15 protein-coding genes and 1 pseudogene are annotated in these 16,034 nt (G+C 68.1%); 4 read left to right on the forward strand and 12 right to left on the reverse strand.

The features are described 5' to 3' along the window. Positions 1-61 precede the first annotated feature (61 nt). The 6 genes from D6860_RS01865 to D6860_RS01890 all read right to left on the reverse strand — a co-directional run bounded on the left by D6860_RS01865 (position 62) and on the right by D6860_RS01890 (position 8,127). Positions 62-865 (reverse strand): segregation and condensation protein A, encoded by an 804-nt coding sequence (locus D6860_RS01865; protein ID WP_076624426.1) that lies wholly within the window; start codon positions 863-865, stop codon positions 62-64. Beyond that, the gene (locus D6860_RS01870) at positions 865-1,869 is read right to left on the reverse strand and encodes a glycoside hydrolase family 3 N-terminal domain-containing protein (RefSeq protein WP_076624425.1); all 1,005 of its coding nucleotides are present in this window, start codon (positions 1,867-1,869) and stop codon (positions 865-867) included. The genes D6860_RS01865 and D6860_RS01870 overlap by 1 nt, the downstream gene beginning before the upstream one ends. Next, entirely contained in the window at positions 1,866-2,861 is a 996-nt protein-coding gene (locus D6860_RS01875; protein WP_076624424.1) for an SPOR domain-containing protein, read from the reverse strand. The genes D6860_RS01870 and D6860_RS01875 overlap by 4 nt, the downstream gene beginning before the upstream one ends. Positions 2,862-2,945: 84 nt before the next feature. Beyond that, entirely contained in the window at positions 2,946-4,688 is a 1,743-nt protein-coding gene (gene argS / locus D6860_RS01880) for an arginine--tRNA ligase (protein WP_076625418.1), read from the reverse strand. A gap of 256 nt (positions 4,689-4,944) precedes the next feature. Then, the gene (locus D6860_RS01885) at positions 4,945-6,813 is read right to left on the reverse strand and encodes a cation:proton antiporter (protein WP_076624423.1); all 1,869 of its coding nucleotides are present in this window, start codon (positions 6,811-6,813) and stop codon (positions 4,945-4,947) included. 141 nt (positions 6,814-6,954) lie between these two features. Continuing rightward, positions 6,955-8,127 (reverse strand): deoxyguanosinetriphosphate triphosphohydrolase, encoded by a 1,173-nt coding sequence (locus tag D6860_RS01890; protein ID WP_017467777.1) that lies wholly within the window; start codon positions 8,125-8,127, stop codon positions 6,955-6,957. Positions 8,128-8,240: 113 nt separating this feature from the next. Between D6860_RS01890 and D6860_RS01895 the strand changes: the two genes are divergently transcribed. After that, positions 8,241-8,564 (forward strand): HesB/IscA family protein, encoded by a 324-nt coding sequence (locus D6860_RS01895; RefSeq protein ID WP_017467776.1) that lies wholly within the window; start codon positions 8,241-8,243, stop codon positions 8,562-8,564. 106 nt (positions 8,565-8,670) lie between these two features. Here the strand turns inward: D6860_RS01895 and D6860_RS01900 are convergent, their stop codons facing one another. The 4 genes from D6860_RS01900 to D6860_RS01915 are packed head-to-tail and all read right to left on the reverse strand — an operon-like array spanning position 8,671 to position 12,408. Further along, positions 8,671-9,633, reverse strand: coding sequence for an ABC transporter substrate-binding protein (locus D6860_RS01900; RefSeq protein WP_076624422.1), 963 nt, complete (start codon positions 9,631-9,633; stop codon positions 8,671-8,673). 11 nt (positions 9,634-9,644) lie between these two features. Beyond that, the gene (locus D6860_RS01905; RefSeq protein WP_076624421.1) at positions 9,645-10,448 is read right to left on the reverse strand and encodes an ABC transporter ATP-binding protein; all 804 of its coding nucleotides are present in this window, start codon (positions 10,446-10,448) and stop codon (positions 9,645-9,647) included. Further along, entirely contained in the window at positions 10,445-11,275 is an 831-nt protein-coding gene (locus tag D6860_RS01910) for an ABC transporter permease (protein ID WP_076624420.1), read from the reverse strand. The genes D6860_RS01905 and D6860_RS01910 overlap by 4 nt, the downstream gene beginning before the upstream one ends. Further along, positions 11,266-12,408: an aryl-sulfate sulfotransferase gene (locus D6860_RS01915; RefSeq protein ID WP_076624419.1), complete on the reverse strand. Its 1,143-nt coding sequence runs from the start codon at positions 12,406-12,408 to the stop codon at positions 11,266-11,268. The genes D6860_RS01910 and D6860_RS01915 overlap by 10 nt, the downstream gene beginning before the upstream one ends. Before the next feature lie 160 nt (positions 12,409-12,568). Here D6860_RS01915 and D6860_RS25950 point away from each other — a divergent pair. Then, positions 12,569-12,730, forward strand: a pseudogene (locus tag D6860_RS25950) (LacI family DNA-binding transcriptional regulator); the annotation flags it as partial. Positions 12,731-12,844: 114 nt separating this feature from the next. After that, positions 12,845-13,597: a substrate-binding domain-containing protein gene (locus tag D6860_RS01920; protein ID WP_371683185.1), complete on the forward strand. Its 753-nt coding sequence runs from the start codon at positions 12,845-12,847 to the stop codon at positions 13,595-13,597. Positions 13,598-13,605: 8 nt separating this feature from the next. Here the strand turns inward: D6860_RS01920 and D6860_RS01925 are convergent, their stop codons facing one another. Then, complete coding sequence (locus tag D6860_RS01925) at positions 13,606-14,016, reverse strand: SufE family protein (RefSeq protein ID WP_076624417.1); 411 nt, start codon at positions 14,014-14,016, stop codon at positions 13,606-13,608. A 130-nt stretch (positions 14,017-14,146) separates the two neighbouring features. Between D6860_RS01925 and D6860_RS01930 the strand changes: the two genes are divergently transcribed. Continuing rightward, positions 14,147-14,662 (forward strand): hypothetical protein, encoded by a 516-nt coding sequence (locus D6860_RS01930; RefSeq protein WP_017467519.1) that lies wholly within the window; start codon positions 14,147-14,149, stop codon positions 14,660-14,662. 172 nt (positions 14,663-14,834) lie between these two features. Here D6860_RS01930 and rnd read toward each other — a convergent pair whose 3' ends face one another. After that, positions 14,835-15,992 carry a ribonuclease D gene (gene rnd / locus D6860_RS01935; RefSeq protein ID WP_017467518.1) on the reverse strand — a complete coding sequence of 386 codons (1,158 nt, stop codon included), beginning with the start codon at positions 15,990-15,992 and terminating at the stop codon, positions 14,835-14,837. Between the last annotated feature and the right edge of the window lie 42 nt (positions 15,993-16,034).

A 16,034-nucleotide genomic window follows, 5' to 3' on the forward strand; every position in this document is an offset into this window, starting at 1 on the left:
TGCCGCTTCGGAGGCCGTGGTCTCGGCCCCCTCCGGGGCGGTCTCGTTGGTGGTGTCTTGCTCAGGGATCATGGCGTTTCTCCCGTTTGCGCAGATGAATCGGCGCGAAGGTGTCCGACTGCCGTATCTCGGCATGGCCCTCCTTCACAAGCTCCAGCGACGCGGCAAAGGTCGCCGCCGTGGCCGAGCGCCATTTCACCGGGTCCGCATCCCAGCCGTCCGGCAGCCACGAGGAAATATCCGTCCACTGCCCTGCGAACCCGAGCAGCCCGCGCATCCGGTCGAGCGCCTCTTCCATCGTGTAGACGCTGTCGCGGTCCATCACGAACGGGCGGAACTCGTCGCGGGTGCGCAGCCGCGCGTAGGCCTGCATGAGATCGAGCAGCGTCGCGCTGTATTGCACGCTGCGCACACGCTCGACGGTCTCGACCTGCCCGCGCGCGAACACGTCGCGGCCCAGCCGGTCACGCGCCATGAGCCGTGCCGCGGCGTCGCGCATCGCCTGCAGCCGCTCCAGCTGGAAGGCCAGATGCGCCGCCATTTCCTCGCCGCTCGGGCCCTCGTCCTCGGGGTCCGGAGGCAGCAGCAGGCGGGATTTCAGGAAGGCGAGCCAGGCCGCCATGACGAGATAGTCGGCGGCCAGTTCGATGCGCAGCTCGTTCGCCTTTTCGACGAAGGCGAGGTATTGCCGGGCGAGCTCGAGCACCGAGATCTTGCGGAGGTCGACCTTCTGGGTGCGCGACAGCGTCAGAAGCAGGTCGAGCGGCCCCTCGAACCCGTCGACATCCACGATAAGCGCCTCGGCCGCGAGACGTTCGGCGACCGAGAGCGACTCCACGTTGCTCTGCGCGCGGTCCTCCGCCATCAGCGATGCCCGTTCAGAAGCGCCTCGCGCTCCGCGTGCAGCTCGGCCAGATCGACCTCGGCCGGGATCGTGCGGCTGGCAAGCGCTGCCTCGGCACGGGCGCGGGCCGGCTCGGACATCTCGCCCGCCCGGCGCATGAGCGCCACCATCTCGTCCATCTCGCCGTTGCAGTGCAGCACGCAGTCGCAGCCGGCAGCCAAGGCCGCCTCGCCGCGCTCGGCGACACTGCCCGACAGCGCCTCCATCGAGATGTCGTCGGTCATCAGGAAGCCGGTGAAGCCGATGTCCTCGCGGATCAGCCGGATCATCGCCGGGTCGATCGTGGCGGGCTCGGTGTTCAGCCCCTCGAAGACCAGATGCGCGGTCATGCCCAGCGGCATTTCGTGGAACGGGCGGAAGGCCTCGAAGTCGATGCGGTCGAGCTCGTCGCGGGGCGCGTCGATGCGCGGCAGGTCGAGATGGCTGTCGAGCTGCGCGAGACCGTGCCCCGGCAGATGCTTGATGACCGGCAGGACGCCGCCCTGCATCAGGCCCTGCGCCACGGCGACACCGATCTCGGCCACCCGCTCCGGGGTCTCGCCGTAGCAGCGGTTGCGCAGGAAGCGGTGGGTCTGGGGCCGCGCCACGTCGAGCATGGGCGCGCAGTTGCCGTCGATCCCGAGGCCCAGCAGCTCGGCGGCTGTGATCCGGTAACGCAGCCACATGGCGCGCGGCGCGTCGGCGCCGTAGCGGGAGACGTCGTCGAGCGGCGGCAGCCACTCGGTCGCCAGCGGCGGGCGCAGGCGCTGGACCCGGCCGCCCTCCTGGTCGATGAAGATCGGCGCGTGCCAGCCCACCACCTCGCGCAGATCCGAGGTCAGCGCGCGGATCTGGTCCGGCGTCTCGAGGTTGCGGGTGAAGAGGATGAAACCGAAGGGATCGGCGTCGGCGAAGAACCGGCGCTCGGCCCCGGTCAGACGCAGCCCTTCGGGCGCGAGGATCGCGGCACCACGACCGCCGCTCACCGCGTGGTCACCGGGATGCAGTCCGCCTGCTCGGCCACCAGCGCAGCGCAGAAACGGCGAGCGTCGGACAGGTCGGCGAAGCCATGGGCGCGGAGGCGGTAGAACACCCGCCCGCCCGAGGTGGCACGTTCGATGACACGGTCCTTGCCGTCCATGAATTCTTCGAAACGCGCCGAGAAGCGGCGCCACTCGCTGCGCGCGGTCTCGGGGCTGTCATAGGCCCCGAGCTGCGCGAGCCGGGTACCGGCGGGCAGCGTGTCGGGATCGACCTCGGTGGGGCCGGCCTGCGATTGCACGGCGGCCGCGATCATCGCGTCGGCAGACGGTTGCGTCGGCAGCGAGGCGGGCCGGACTTGCGGACGTAGCGAGCGCAGCAGCGCGCCGGCCGGGGCCGGTGCGGCATCCTCGGCCTCGGCGACCTCCTCGGCGTCGGGATCGGACAGTTCGGTGACGACCTCGGAGTCCTCGCCCGGCGCAAGATCCGACAGCGGCACCGCGTCGGCGGCGATCTTGTCGGCCAGCGCCTCCATGGGATCGACGCCTTCGGGCAACGGCTGGGCGCCCTCGGGGTCGCCGAGTGTGATCTCGGCATCCGACTGCGCGGCGCCGGTCCGGGTCGCGGGCGTGTCCTGCGGTGACAGTTCGGAAAGCGCCACGTCCTCGTCGCTCAGGCCGGAAGCTTGCGGTGCAAGAAGAAGCTTGTCCGGCACGGGCGCCGCGGTGCCGGTGCCGGCGACACCGTTGACCGCCAGCCCCTGATGATCCGCGAGCGTGCCGCCCGGGTCCTCGGGGGCGATGCGCATCGGGCCCTCCATGGCCTGCACGACCGGGATGCCTGTCACGTCACGCACCAGCAGCTTGTAGCCCCAGACACCGACGCCGCACATCAGCGCCAGCGACACCGCCGCGCCTGTCCAGTTGGCCAGGTTCGCAACCCTGCGCCCGCCCGGCGCCTGCCGTCCGGCAGGCCCCTCGTAGGTGAAATCCGCCATGTCTGCCTCGCTGCCCCGCGCCCGTCGAGATCGCGGTCTCTTGCTCTGCCCGTCAGTCCCCGGGGCGGCGCGGCATTCTTCGGCTCAGCGCATTTCTTCCACCGGGGTCACGCCCAAGATACCAAGGCCCGCGGAAATGACAACCGCGACGGCCCGGGCCAGTGCGATTTTGCTCTGGCTGGTGGCGGCGTCATCCTGCAGGAACCGAAGCGCCGGCTCGTCGTGCCCCTTGTTCCAGAGCGCGTGCAGGTCCGAGGCCAGTTCATTGAGCCAGATCGCGACCTTATGGGGTTCGTGTCCCTTCGCGGCGATCTCGACGAGACGCGGCCATTCGGCGAGTTTCTTCATCAGGCCGAGTTCGGACTCGTGGTCGAGCACCGACAGGTCGGCACCGCCGAGCGCCGCGTCCGAGACGTCGATCCCGGCCTCGGTCGCCTTGCGCATCACCGAGCAGATCCGTGCGTGGGCATACTGCACGTAGAAGACCGGGTTCTCCTTGGACTGCTCGACGGCCTTGGCGAAGTCGAAGTCGAGCGGCGCATCGTTCTTGCGGGTCAGCATGACGAAGCGGGTCACGTCGGGGCCGACTTCCTCGACCACGTCGCGCAGGGTGACAAACGTGCCGGCCCGCTTCGACATCTTGAACGGCTCGCCGTTCTTGAAGAGCTTCACCAGCTGGATCAGCTTGATGTCGAGCGGCGTCTTGCCGTCCGACAGCGCCGAGACCGCCGCCTTCATCCGCTTGACGTAGCCGCCGTGGTCCGCGCCGAAGACGTCGATGAGCTGGTCGTAGCCGCGCGTCACCTTGTCGTAGTGATAGGCGATGTCCGGCGCGAAATAGGTCCATGCCCCGTCCGACTTCATGATCGGCCGGTCGACATCGTCACCGTGTTCGGTCGACTTGAAGAGCGTCTGCTCGCGCGGCTCCCAGTCCTCGGGCAGCTTGCCCTTGGGCGGCTCGAGCGTGCCGCGGTAGATGAGGCCCTTGCTGCGCAGATCCTCGATCGCGGCCTCGATCTTCCCGGTGCCGTAGAGCGACTTCTCCGAGAAGAAGGTATCCATCTTCACGCCGAGCATCGCGAGATCCTCGCGGATCAGCGACATCATCTCCTCGGTGGCAAAATCGCGCACCTCTTCCAGCCAGACGGACTCGGGCGCGCCGACGTAGCGGTCGCCGACCTTTTCCTTGAGCTTCTCGCCCACCGGGATCAGGTAGTCGCCCGGATAGGTGCCGTCGGCGAACTCGACATCGTGGCCCTGCGCCTCAAGGTAGCGCAGGTAGACCGACCGCGCGAGCACATCCACCTGCGCCCCGCCGTCGTTGATGTAGTATTCGCGAGTGACGTCGTAGCCTGCGAAATCCAGCAGACTCGCCAGCGCGTCACCGAAGACCGCGCCGCGGGTATGGCCGACGTGCAGCGGACCGGTGGGATTGGCCGAGACGTATTCCACGTTGACCTTCTCGCCCTGCCCCAGGTCGGAGCGGCCGAAGTCGGTGCCCTGCCCCAGCACGGTCTCGGGCAGCGCCTGCCAGACCGACGGCGCGAGCCGCAGGTTGAGGAACCCCGGCCCCGCCACCTCGGCGCTGACGATCCGGTCGTCGGCACCGATCTTCGCGGCCAGCGCCTCGGCGATGTCGCGCGGCTTCTGCTTCGCGGGCTTGGCAAGCACCATCGCGGCGTTGGTGGCCATGTCGCCATGCAGCGGGTCTCGGGGCGGCTCCACCGTCACGGGGGCGGTGTTCAGATCGGCGGGCAGCGCGCCCTCGGCCTGCAGCGCCTCGATCGCCTGCAGCACAAGCGCGCGGATGTCGGTGAAGAGGTTCATCTGTTCTGTCTCCATGCGGTCGGCGCTTCCTCTATCACTTCGGCGGGCGGGGTCAAATGCCGGCCGTGCGCAAGAGCCGGCGAGACTACACCGGGGGCGCTGCCCCCGTCCGCGTTCCGCGGACTCCCCCGGGATATTTTCAGCCAGAAGAAACACCGGGCGCGTTGACCAGGGTTTCTTCTGGCCGAAAAATATCCCCGCCGGAGGCCGGCCGGACCGATCGGCCGGGCACGGGTTATGGATCGGAGCGCCGGTGTCAGCCCTTGGCAGCGACGCTCTTCATGGTGTCGTTGCCGTTCTCGTCCCGACGGTCCTCGGCGCGTTCCTGGCGCTTCGGCGCGACCACCACGAGGCGGGTGCCCTCGGTGTCCTTCACCTTGTCCTCGGGGCCGCGCAGCCGCAATGTGCCATGCGGGCCGAGGTCGGCGATCACGATGGCCTCGGGGTTCTTCTCGCGCCATTGTTCGAGCGGGAACTCGGCCGAGATCTTCGTCACGCGGATTTCCCAGCCGTCGGCGAGCCGCGCGTTGGCCTCGAAGTAGGACTCGTCCGCGCCGATCTTCTGCCCGCCGAGCGTTGCCGGCAGCGCGTGCCGGGCGGAGGCGTGGCGCATCCGCTTGAGCTGGAAGACGTGCTCGCGACCGAACTCCGGCGCGAGGTCGGTGGCCACCAGCGTGTTGTAGGCATCGTTGTCGGTGGCGGCGATGACCTTGTCGTAGGTCACGAAGTCGAGCTTGTGCTCGGCCGCCTCGGAGAGGATGTCGCCCCAGAAGGTGTCGAGCCCGGCCTCGCGCGCCTGCCGCAGATGCGCGTGGTTCGGGTCCGCGATCAGCACCGGCAGGTCGAGCTTGCGCAGCGCCATCCCCAGCGCCGTCGACCAGCGCGAGCCGCCGACGATCATCACGCCGGGCGTCTCGGTCGCGGTCAGCCCGAGCAGCCGCGCGAGCGGCGTGAGGGTGAAGCCATGCAGCACCACGGTCGCCGCCACCAGAGCGAAGGCCAGCGGCGCGACGCGGTCGCCATCGGACACTCCGAGCGCCGACAGCCGTTCCCCGAAGAGACCGGCCACGGCGACGAGGACGACCCCGCGCGGCCCGGTGAAGGCGACGAGCAGCCGTTCGCGCCACGGAATGTTGGAGAAGGCCAGCGCGGCGAGCACCGGCAGCGGCCGCGCGAGCAGGATCACCACCACGACGAAAAGCGCGGCGGACCAGTCGAGCGAGGCCAGCGTCTCGCGGCTCATGTTGGCGGCGAGCAGGATGAAGATCCCCGAGACCAGCAGGATCGTGGCGTGCTCCTTGAAGCGGCGCAGCTCGGCGTAGCTCGGCAGGTCGGCATTGGCGATCCAGAGGCCCATGATCGTGACCGCGAGCAGCCCGCTTTCGTGCAGCAGCGCGTCCGAGAGCGCGAAGACCATCAGCAGCAGCACGAAGAGCACCGGCACCTTCATGTATTCCGGAACCAGCGCATTGCGGAAGGCGCGGCTCAGGCCCCAGCCCCCGGCGATGCCGAGAACCAGCGCGCCGACGATGCCCACGGCCATGTCGACCGCGGCGGCGCTGGCGGATTCGGCGTTCTGCATGACGACCACGATCTCGAAGGCCAGCACCGCGGCGAGCGCCCCCACCGGGTCGTTGAAGATCGCCTCCCACTGCAGCAGCGCCGCCGGGCGGCGCTTGAGCCGGGCCTGACGCAACAGCGGCGCGATCACCGTCGGGCCGGTGACGATCATGATGCCGCCGAAGACCGCCGAGGTCTCCCACGAGATCCCGACGCCCCAGTGCAGCGCCGCACTCGAGGCGGCCCAGCCCAGCGGTCCGCCGACCAGCACGAGCCGCCGCACGCCGGTGGCGGCATCGCTGAGCGACTCGAAGTTGAGCGTCATGCCGCCCTCGAACAGGATGATCGCCACGGCGATGGCGAGCATCGGCTGCATCAGCGACCCGAAGTCCTCGGACGGGTCGAGCACGCCGAGACCCGGGCCCACGGCGAGCCCGGCCAGCAGCATCAGCACGATGGCGGGCAGCCGCAGCCGCCATGCCAGCCATTGCGAGCCGACGCCCAGCACGCCCACCAGCGCAAATCCGAGAACCGGGGCGATCCCGGCGGTTTCAGCCACAGCCATACACACTCTTCCTTTTGAAGCGGCCCCTGTCCGCGCAGCCGCTCACAGGAGATGACCCGTTTGCCGCCCCTGTCCAGTCCCTTCGCCGCAGCCATGCGCGAGGGTGTTACCGGATGGCATCCACGCGGGATGCGGCGGGGGTCAGCGGATGTCGTGAAGGACGTCGATATCCAGCAGGTCGGCGTGTGCCTGCAGCGCGAAACGGTCGGTCATGCCGGCGATGTAGTCCCCCACCAACCGGGCGAGCTCGGCCTCGTCGCGGGCGCGGTCGATCTCGCTGCGCCAGCGCTGCGGCAGTTTCTCGGGCTCGGCCATGTAGAGTGGAAAGAGATCGCGCACCACCTGCGTGACCTTGCCACGGATCTCCATGACCGAGGGCGCGCGATACATGCGGCGGAACAGGAAGCCCCGGATTTCCTTGAGCTTCTCCCACATGTCGTCGGAGAAGGCGATGACCGGGCGGCCCAGCTGGCGGATGTCCTCGGCGCATTGCGGGGCGGCATCCTCGAGCCGGGCACGGCTGGTGTCGATCACGTCCTCGACCATGTAGCCGAAGACCCGGCGCAGCGCCTCGTGCCGGCGGCGGTAAGGATCGAGACCGGGATACTTCGCGTCGACCTCGGCGTAGGCGGGCGCGATGAGCGCGAGTTCCGCGATCTCGTCCTCGGTGAAGAGCCCGGCGCGCAGGCCGTCCTGCAGATCGTGGTTGTTGTAGGCGATGTCATCCGACAGCGCCGCGACCTGCGCCTCGCCGCTCGCGTGGGTGTGCAGTTCGAGATCGTGGCGCGCGTTGTACGCGGCGAGCGTCACCGGCAGCGTCTCGCCCTCGGCCAACGGCAGCAGTGGGCCGTTGTGCTTGGCGATGCCCTCGAGCGTGTCCCAGGTCAGGTTGAGCCCGTCGAACTCGGCGTAATGGCGCTCAAGCGCGGTGACGATGTGCAGGGCCTGCGCGTTGTGGTCGAAGCCGCCGTAAGGCGCCATCAGCTCGGCCAGCGCGTCCTCGCCGGTGTGGCCAAAGGGTGTGTGGCCAAGGTCATGCGCCAGCGCCACCGCCTCGGTCAGGTCGGTGTTGAGCCCCAGCGCGTTCGACATGGTGCGCGCCACCTGCGCCACCTCGATGCTGTGGGTCAGCCGCGTGCGGAAGAAGTCGCCCTCGTGCTCGACGAAGACCTGTGTCTTGTGCTTCAGCCTGCGGAATGCGGAGGAATGGATGATCCGGTCGCGATCGCGCTGGAAGCACGAGCGAAAGGCGCTCTCTTCCTCGGCGAAGAGGCGCCCGCGCGCCTGGTCCGGATCGCAAGCGTAGTTCGCCATGCGCTGTGCCCTTGTCTGCGGCGGCCCTGCCGGGGGTCTCCCGGTTGCCGGCTGTCCTTGAGATCCCTATATTACGGCTGTCTGCCAAGTTAAACCGTTGAGAGGGCTCATAGATGAACCTGCCCCCGAAAGTGACCGAACGCGCCTTTGCCCGTCTCCACGAGATCGGTGCCAGCGCCCAGGGCAAGGCCCTGCGCGTGGCGATCGAGGGGGGCGGCTGCTCGGGCTTCCAATACGAGATCAAGCTCGACGATCCGGGCGACGACGACCTCGTTCTCGAGGGCTCGGGCGAGCGTGTCGTGATCGACGAGATCTCGCTGCCGTTCCTGACCGACGCGGTGATCGACTTCACCGAAGAGCTGATCGGCGCGCGTTTCACCATCGAGAACCCGAACGCCACGAGCTCTTGCGGCTGCGGCACGAGCTTCTCAATGTGATGCATCATAAGTGTGCCACAACATTCTGATTTAAATGAAGAAACGCCGCGATTTTTGTCGCGGCGTTCTTGCTTTTGACGGCGCGTCGGAGCGCCTGATGCAGCGCTCAGGGCAGGCTGACCGCGTCGGGCGCCGCGCCTTCCAGTGCAGCCGGGGCGAAATGCTCCAGCATCTGCTCCTGCGAGACCGGCTCGCCGCGCACGACCCCCTGCTCGAGGATCCAGTCGGCCTCGCTTGTCAGGAGCTCGGCCAGACCTGCATCGAGCTTCAGGCCGATCTCGACGTCCTGCCACATGGTCGCCAGCGCCTCGGGGGTCATGGCGCCCTGCATCGACTTGCTGACGGCGGCCATCGCGGCCTCGGGGTCGGCCTGAACGTCGGCGTCGGCCTTCGCGAGCGCGCCCATGAAGGCCGCGAGCGTCTCCGCCCGGTCGCCGGTCATCTCGGGCGTCGCGGCAAGGATGTAATGCACCTCGTAGCCCGGCACGCGCAGTTCGCCGTAACTGTCGCCAAGGGTCGATTTCGCGGCGCCGTAGAAGGTCGGGAACGGCACGATGCCATCGAGATCGCCGCGCGCCAGCGCCGGCACGAGATCGGGCGGCGCCGCGCCGACCACCTCTGCCTCGACGCCCGCGTCCTTCAGCACGCTGTCGAGATAGTAGTTCACGTTGGTGCCGATGGTGGTGCCGATGCGCTTGCCGGCAAGATCCGCCGGGCTGTCGTAGCTGCCGCTCTCGGTGTTGACGATCACCCGGCTGCCGGTAAAGCGGGCCAGGTCGCCGACGACGGCAAACTCCTGCCCGGTGAGCGCGCCCACGGCGGCGGGAAACTCGGCCATGAAGGTCACGTCGACCTGCCCGCCCAGCATTGCCTCGAAGCCCTCGCGGCCGGTGCGGAAGGCGACGAACTCGATGTCGAGCCCGGCGTCCTCGAAGTATCCCTTCTCGATGGCGACATCGACCTGTGGGGTCTGCGGGTTCGGAGTCCAGGCAAAGGTCAGCTCTTCGGCCGAGGCGAGAGCGGGCGTGAGAAGCGACGCGGCAAGCGCGGTCGTGGTCAGGATTTTCATGGATGCCTCCTTCAGGCAGTCAGCTCTGCGAGCGTGTCGAGGGGCGGGCGCAGAAGGCCCAGGATGTCTTCGCGGATGGTCAGCAGGTCCGAGCCGGAGCGACTGAGCGCGCGCGGCCGGGGCTGGGTCATCTCGTAGTGGCGGATCAGGCGGCCGGGGGCCTGGCTCATCACCCGCACGTCGTCGGCAAGCAGCAGCGCCTCGTCGACGTCATGGGTGACGAACAGCACCGTCGCGCCATGCTTGCGCCAGACGTTCAGCAACAGGTCGTGCATGACGAGCCGGGTCTGCGCGTCAAGCGCGCCGAAGGGTTCGTCCATCAGCAACACCCGCGCGCCGGTGGCAAAGGTGCGGGCGATGGCGACCCTCTGCTTCATGCCGCCGGACAGCTGCTGCGGATACTTGTCCGCATGCCGCCCCAGCCCGACCTCGTCGAGCGCCGCGCGGGCCCGGTCGATCTCTTCCCGTTTCGACAGGCCGAACTGCTTCAGCCCGAAGCGGACGTTCCCGAGCGCGGTGAACCAGGGGAACAGCGCGTACTGCTGGAAGATCACGCCGACCTCGGGCGAAGGCCCGGTGATCGGGCGCCCGTCGAGGGTGATGACCCCCTCTGCCGGCGCGACGAAGCCCGCGATGGCGTTCATCAGCGTGGACTTGCCGCAGCCCGACGGGCCGATCAGCGCGGTGAAGGTGCCGGGCTCGAGCGTGAGCTGGGTCCGGTCGAGCGCGGTCACCTCGCCCTGCTTGCCGTTGAACCGGATCACCACGTCGTTGACATGAACGCGGCCGGTGGATTGGTCGTTGCTGCCGGTCATGTGCCCTGCTCCCAGTGTACGAGTGCCTTGCCGATGCGGTGCACGATCAGGTCGGCCACCGCGCCGAGGATGCCGAGGATGATCAGCAACGAGAACATGCGGTCGGTGCGGATGTATTGCCGCGCCTCCTGCAGCCGGAACCCGAGCCCCGAGGACGCGCCCGAAAGCTCCGCCGCGACCAGGCTGAGAAAGGCCAGCGCCACGCCCAGACGGATGCCCGCGAAGATATGCGGAGCGGCGGCGGGCAGCACCACGGTCACGAACTCGCGCAGCCGCGAGGCGCCGAGCGAACGCGCCGCCCTCAGGTAGGTCTCGGGGACGTATTCCATGCCGTGGTGGGTGTTGAACCACACGGTAAGAAAGACGGTGTAGGAGACCACGAAGTATTTCGAACCCTCGCCGATCCCGAACCAGACGATGGCCACCGGCACCAGGGCGATGGCCGGGATCGGTCGCAGCAGGTTCAGGAACGGGTTGAGCAGCGTCCGCACGAGCGCCACGCGTCCGGTGAGCAGCCCCATCGCCACGCCAAGCGTCGCGCCGATGGCAAAGCCGATGCCGGCGCGGCCCAGCGACACGCCGAGATCTTTCTGCAGCGTGCCGTTCCGCCACATCTCGACCGTGGCGGACCACACCGACCAGGGCGCCGGGAAGATCGCCTCGGAGATCACGCCGGAGAGGCCGACGATGCTCCAGAGCCCGAGGATGAAGATGAACGACACCATCGGCAGCCCCACGCTGCCGCCGGCCGCCGCGAACTGCGCGAAGCGGGCACTGGCGGGCGGCTTGGGCCGGGTTGTCTTGTCGGGATGTTCCGTCACAGCCATGGCACCTGGCTTTCGGCGTAGCGGTGGGCGCGGAAGCAGGTGTTGTGCGCCCCGCGGATGAACTGGTTGAGCGGCGCCGGATACTCGGCGAACTCGGGGATGACGTATTCCCAGACGACCTCGCCCGCCGGCGTCACCTCGAACAGGCGACCAAAGGCGCTTTCGCAGATCAGCGTGTTGCCGTTGCCGAGCCGCTGCGCGCTGCCCATGAAGGGCGAGAAGAACGACGGCGCGTTGGGGTCGGTGTAATCCCAGGTCGTCTGCATGATCTTCGGGTCGAACTGGATGGCGCGCGAATAGGGGTTCGAAGATCCCGGCCGCAGGTTGCCGTTGTCGAACACGAGGATGCTTCCGTCGTCCATTTCAACCGGGGTGTGCTGCTGGAACACGACGTCGGGTCCGGCATGCCAGACGATCCGGCCCGTCGCCTTTTCAACCGCGATCACGCCCGAAGTCGTGCGCAGGCTCATCAGCACCAGCCCGTCGCGGGTTTCCGACACGCCGTTGATCATCGGCCAGTGACGCCGGTCGAAGATCGGATGAATCGGCAGGTCGGCCGGGTCGATATGATCCCAGATACGCCATTCCCACACGGTTTCGCCCTTGCGGTTCACCTCCTTAACGATATCCGACTGCACCACGCCGTCGGCACCGTCCTTGCGCGGGTCGCCCCCGCAGACGCGGGCGGCCTTGTCCGCCGGCAAGGGCGCGGCGACGGTGTAGAGCAGGTTGCCGTTCTTCAGCCATTGTCCGTCATGGTGATGAAGAATGTCTTCATGCCGCCAGACGATCTCGCCATCGGGGGTCGCCTCGTAGAAATCGCCCCCGTGCCAGAGGTCCCACGCCGGATAGAGCGCGGCCGAGGTCGCATGGCTGCCGTTGTAGCCGAGGTTGCCGTTCGGCAGGAGCACCGCGTCACGGCCCGGCCGCACCGGCATACACCACTGGTGGGCCACCTGCCCCTCGATATCCACCAGATCGACGACACCACCGCCGGTCTGCCGTGCAAACAGCGTATAGCCGCCGGCGGTCCGCGCGCGGTCGAGCGCCGTAAGACCCAGCCTTCGCCGGCAGAGCGTGATCTGCGAGACCTCGGTGCCGGTCTCGGAAAGTGTCAGTGCAGTATCGGGCATGTGCATGTCCTCCGCGCCATGTAAAACGTTTTAATGACTTGTAGACGTCACAACCGAATTGTTAAAACGATTTAACGATACGAATTGTCAGTTTTTCTTGCCTAGCAAGTAAATCAGGCGCATTCGCAACCTCAAAGCACAAGAAAATGGCACAGATTTCATGAACGGCCCCGACGGCACGACTCGCAAACGCATCACGGTCAAGGATGTCGCCCGCGCGGCGGGGGTCTCGCCCGGCACCGTCTCGAACGCGATCAGCGGCAAGCGCAAGGTCGATTCCGAAACCCGCGCCCGCATCGACGCGGCGATCCGCGATCTCGGTTATGTCCCCAACCTCGCCGCGCGCGGGATGCGCACCGGGCGGGCGAACACCATCGCGATCTTTTCCTCGATGCCCACCGCCGTCGCGGCCGGCCCGTCGAAGCTGGGCTTCCTGATGGAAATCGCCGCCGCCGCCGCGATTACCGCGCTCGAACGGAACGTCGCTCTGGTATTGGTGCCGCCGATCGAAGACCCCGAGACGGCGCTTGCCACCATCCCCTTCGACGGCGCGATCCTGCTCGAGCCCGAGCAGGACGACCCCTATACCGCGATCCTACAGGCGCGCGGCGTGCCCGTGGTTGCCATCGGCCCGGTGCCCGGCACCCCTGCCCCGGCGGTCCGGCTCGATCACGCGGAGACCGCCGGCGCGCTCGTCGATCATCTGGTCGAAGCGGGCGCCCGAAGCTTTCCGCTGGTGGTCGGTCTCAGCCAGCGCCAGTCGAACCGGGTCTTCCGCGAGGTCTACGCCGCCCGCATGGCCGAGGCCGGGCTGCCCTGCCGGATCGTGGAGGTGCCGGAAGCCGACGCCATGGCCGGAGCGGAAGCGGCGCTTTTGCGCGAGATCGACGATAACGGCCCCATAGACGGCGTCCTCGCACCGATCGACGCCATGGCCACCGGCGCCATGGCCGCATTGCGGGCGCGTGGCCTGCGGATCCCACAGGATGTCAGGGTGGCGACGCGCTACGACGGCATCCGCGCCCGCAGCGAGACACCGCCCCTCACCGCCATGGACCTGAGGCTCGATGACGTCGCGCGCCTCGCCACCGAGGCGCTGCTCGACCTGCTCGACGGCTCGGAGGCAGAACAGATCATCGACGCCCCGGCGCCACGGCTGGTGCCGCGCGGCTCGACCGGGTCGGCGTAGCGCGGCCCTCAGGCCGCGGCGGCGGCCTGCTCGCGGATGCGGTCGACCATGGCGCGCAGCCCGTTCGAGCGTTGCGCGGACAGGTGATCGTTGAGCCCAAGCCGCCCGAGCTCGGCCCGCGCGTCGAGCGCACCGACCTCGCCCACCGGCAGCCCGTCGTAGAGCCGGTGCAGCACGGCGATCAGCCCGCGCACGATCATCGCGTCACTGTCGCCCTGGAAGTGATAGGTGCCATCCTCTATCTGCGGATGCAGCCAGACCTGGCTGGCGCAGCCCTCGACCTTGGTGGCGGGCACCTTCAGCGCGTCGGGCATCGGCTCCATCGACTTGCCCATTTCGATCACCATGCGGTAGCGGTCTTCCCAATCCTCGAGAAACTCGAAATCCTCGACCACTTCTTCGAAGGCTGCCTGTGCCATGCGCGTCTCCTGTTCTTGCCCCACAGGTAGGCAGGCCGGGCGCAAAGGTCCAGCCCTCGCAAGGGGTGCTTTTCAAGCCATGCACAATGCGATAACCCCTTGGTGCAGACAGGCAGGGGGCAGCGGCACCATGAACAGAACTCTAACGGTCCTGATCCTCTCGGGCGTCGTGCTTTCGGGCTGCGCCACGGTGCGCGACTCGCGCGTCAACCCGTTCAACTGGTTCGGCTCCAGCACGCCTGCACCGGTAAACGTGGACCCCGAGGCCACCGGCGCCGCCAATCCGCTGATCCCGCAACGCCGTGCCTCGATCATCTGGGGCCGCGAACGGGAATACGCCGGTCGCCCGGTCGCCAATATCGACGAGCTGCTGATCGAGCGCCGCCCCGGCGGCGCGATCATCCGCGTCACCGGAATCGCCGACCGCGCCGGCCCCTTCGACGTGCGCGTCATCAAGGACGAGACGCTGAGCGATACCGATACGCTGGCCTACACCTTGAGCGCACTGCAATCGGCGGGCCCGCGCAACGTCGGGCCGCGCGCCCGCATGGTGACGGCGGCGGTCTGGCTCACCGACCAGGAACTCTACGGCATCCGCGAGATCCGCGTCGCAGGCCGCGACAACGCGCTGGCCACCCGCCGCTAACTGCACTCCGGATCTTCGTAAGGCTGGCGGCGCCCCTACGGGCGATCGCCTGTCTTTGAGCGGGCGCTGGCTGGTTCGGCATGGCCAGACCCGCCGAATGCCTGCAATCCAAAGCACATCGCCGCAGGGTGGGTTTCCACCCACCGCTCCGGCGAGCCTTGGTGCGAAGATATCAGATCTCGAAGACCTCGACGTCGCGCCCCTTCACGGCAAGACCGATCTCGCCGTCGCAGAGCCGCAGCGCGTCTTCGCCGAAGACCTCGCGGCGCCAGCCGGTCAGCGCCTTCACGTCGCGCAGCCCCGCCGCCATCGCGTCTAGATCCGACGCCGGCGCGATCAGCCGCGCGGCGACGCCCGACTGCTCGGTCCGCGCCTTCAGCAGCACCCGCAGCAGGTCGGCGAGCGCCGGGTTCACCTGCAGCTGGTCCTTGCGTCCGTCGATTTCCGGCAGGTCTTCCTTGGGGCAGTCCAGACCGGTCTGGATCGCCTTCAGGATGCCTTCGGCGATGGCGCCCTTGCGCGCCTCGCGCAGCAGCAGCCGCGAGCGCCCGAGATCCTCCATCGTCGCCGGCTTGGTCGAGGCAAGCTCGGTCAGCGCGTCGTCCTTGAAGACCCGGTTGCGGGGAATGTTGCGCGACTGCGCGTAATCCTCGCGGAAGGCCGCAAGCTCGCGCACCAGCGCGAGGAACCGGCGTGACGACGAGCGTGTCTTGACCCGCTGCCACGCATCCTGCGGCCGGGTGATATAGGTTTCCGGGTCGGTCAGCACGCCCAGCTCCTCGGCGACCCAGCGCGCCCGGCCGGTGCGCTCGAGCTCGGCGGCGAGGTATTCGTAGATCACCCGCAGGTGGGTCACGTCGGCCAACGCATATTTCTTCTGCGCGTCGGTCAGCGGACGGCGCGACCAGTCGGTGAAGCGCGAGCTCTTGTCGAGCGACTGCTTGGCCACCTTCTTCACCAGCGTCTCGTAGCCCACCTGCTCGCCGAAGCCGCAGACCATCGCCGCGACCTGCGTGTCGAAGAGCGGCTCGGGAATGACGCCGTGATCGATGAAGAAGATCTCGAGATCCTGCCGTGCCGCGTGGAACACCTTGACCACGGCAGTGTTGCGGAACAGTTCGAGCAGCGGGTCGAGCGACAGCCCGTCGGCCAGCGGGTCGACGAGAACGGCGTTCTCCTCGCCCTCGCCCGGCATTGCGAGCTGCACGAGGCAGAGTTTCGAATAGTAAGTCCGTTCCCGGAGAAATTCCGTGTCGACGGTGACGTAATCCACATGTGCTGCTGCCTCGCAGAACGCGGCAAGCTCTTCCGTCGTGGTGAGTGTCTTCATCTGGGCTCCGGCGGCTTCTTTTCTCTGTCCTCGATGCGCTCT

Origin of the sequence: Salipiger sp. D13 (genome assembly GCF_003703915.1) — a bacterium.
Classification (GTDB): Bacteria; Pseudomonadota; Alphaproteobacteria; order Rhodobacterales; family Rhodobacteraceae; genus Salipiger; species Salipiger profundus.

Excerpts from the sequence above, each read along its gene's own strand:
- D6860_RS01865 (WP_076624426.1), bottom strand. The coding sequence starts at position 865 with ATGGCGGAGGACCGCGCGCAGAGCAACGTGGAGTCGCTCTCGGTCGCC.
- D6860_RS01875 (WP_076624424.1), bottom strand. The coding sequence starts at position 2,861 with ATGGCGGATTTCACCTACGAGGGGCCTGCCGGACGGCAGGCGCCGGGC.
- argS (WP_076625418.1), bottom strand. The coding sequence starts at position 4,688 with ATGAACCTCTTCACCGACATCCGCGCGCTTGTGCTGCAGGCGATCGAG.
- D6860_RS01885 (WP_076624423.1), bottom strand. The coding sequence starts at position 6,813 with ATGGCTGTGGCTGAAACCGCCGGGATCGCCCCGGTTCTCGGATTTGCG.
- D6860_RS01890 (WP_017467777.1), bottom strand. The coding sequence starts at position 8,127 with ATGGCGAACTACGCTTGCGATCCGGACCAGGCGCGCGGGCGCCTCTTC.
- D6860_RS01895 (WP_017467776.1), top strand. The coding sequence starts at position 8,241 with ATGAACCTGCCCCCGAAAGTGACCGAACGCGCCTTTGCCCGTCTCCAC.
- D6860_RS01900 (WP_076624422.1), bottom strand. The coding sequence starts at position 9,633 with ATGAAAATCCTGACCACGACCGCGCTTGCCGCGTCGCTTCTCACGCCC.
- D6860_RS01905 (WP_076624421.1), bottom strand. The coding sequence starts at position 10,448 with ATGACCGGCAGCAACGACCAATCCACCGGCCGCGTTCATGTCAACGAC.
- D6860_RS01910 (WP_076624420.1), bottom strand. The coding sequence starts at position 11,275 with ATGGCTGTGACGGAACATCCCGACAAGACAACCCGGCCCAAGCCGCCC.
- D6860_RS01915 (WP_076624419.1), bottom strand. The coding sequence starts at position 12,408 with ATGCCCGATACTGCACTGACACTTTCCGAGACCGGCACCGAGGTCTCG.
- D6860_RS01920 (WP_371683185.1), top strand. The coding sequence starts at position 12,845 with ATGGAAATCGCCGCCGCCGCCGCGATTACCGCGCTCGAACGGAACGTC.
- D6860_RS01925 (WP_076624417.1), bottom strand. The coding sequence starts at position 14,016 with ATGGCACAGGCAGCCTTCGAAGAAGTGGTCGAGGATTTCGAGTTTCTC.
- D6860_RS01930 (WP_017467519.1), top strand. The coding sequence starts at position 14,147 with ATGAACAGAACTCTAACGGTCCTGATCCTCTCGGGCGTCGTGCTTTCG.
- rnd (WP_017467518.1), bottom strand. The coding sequence starts at position 15,992 with ATGAAGACACTCACCACGACGGAAGAGCTTGCCGCGTTCTGCGAGGCA.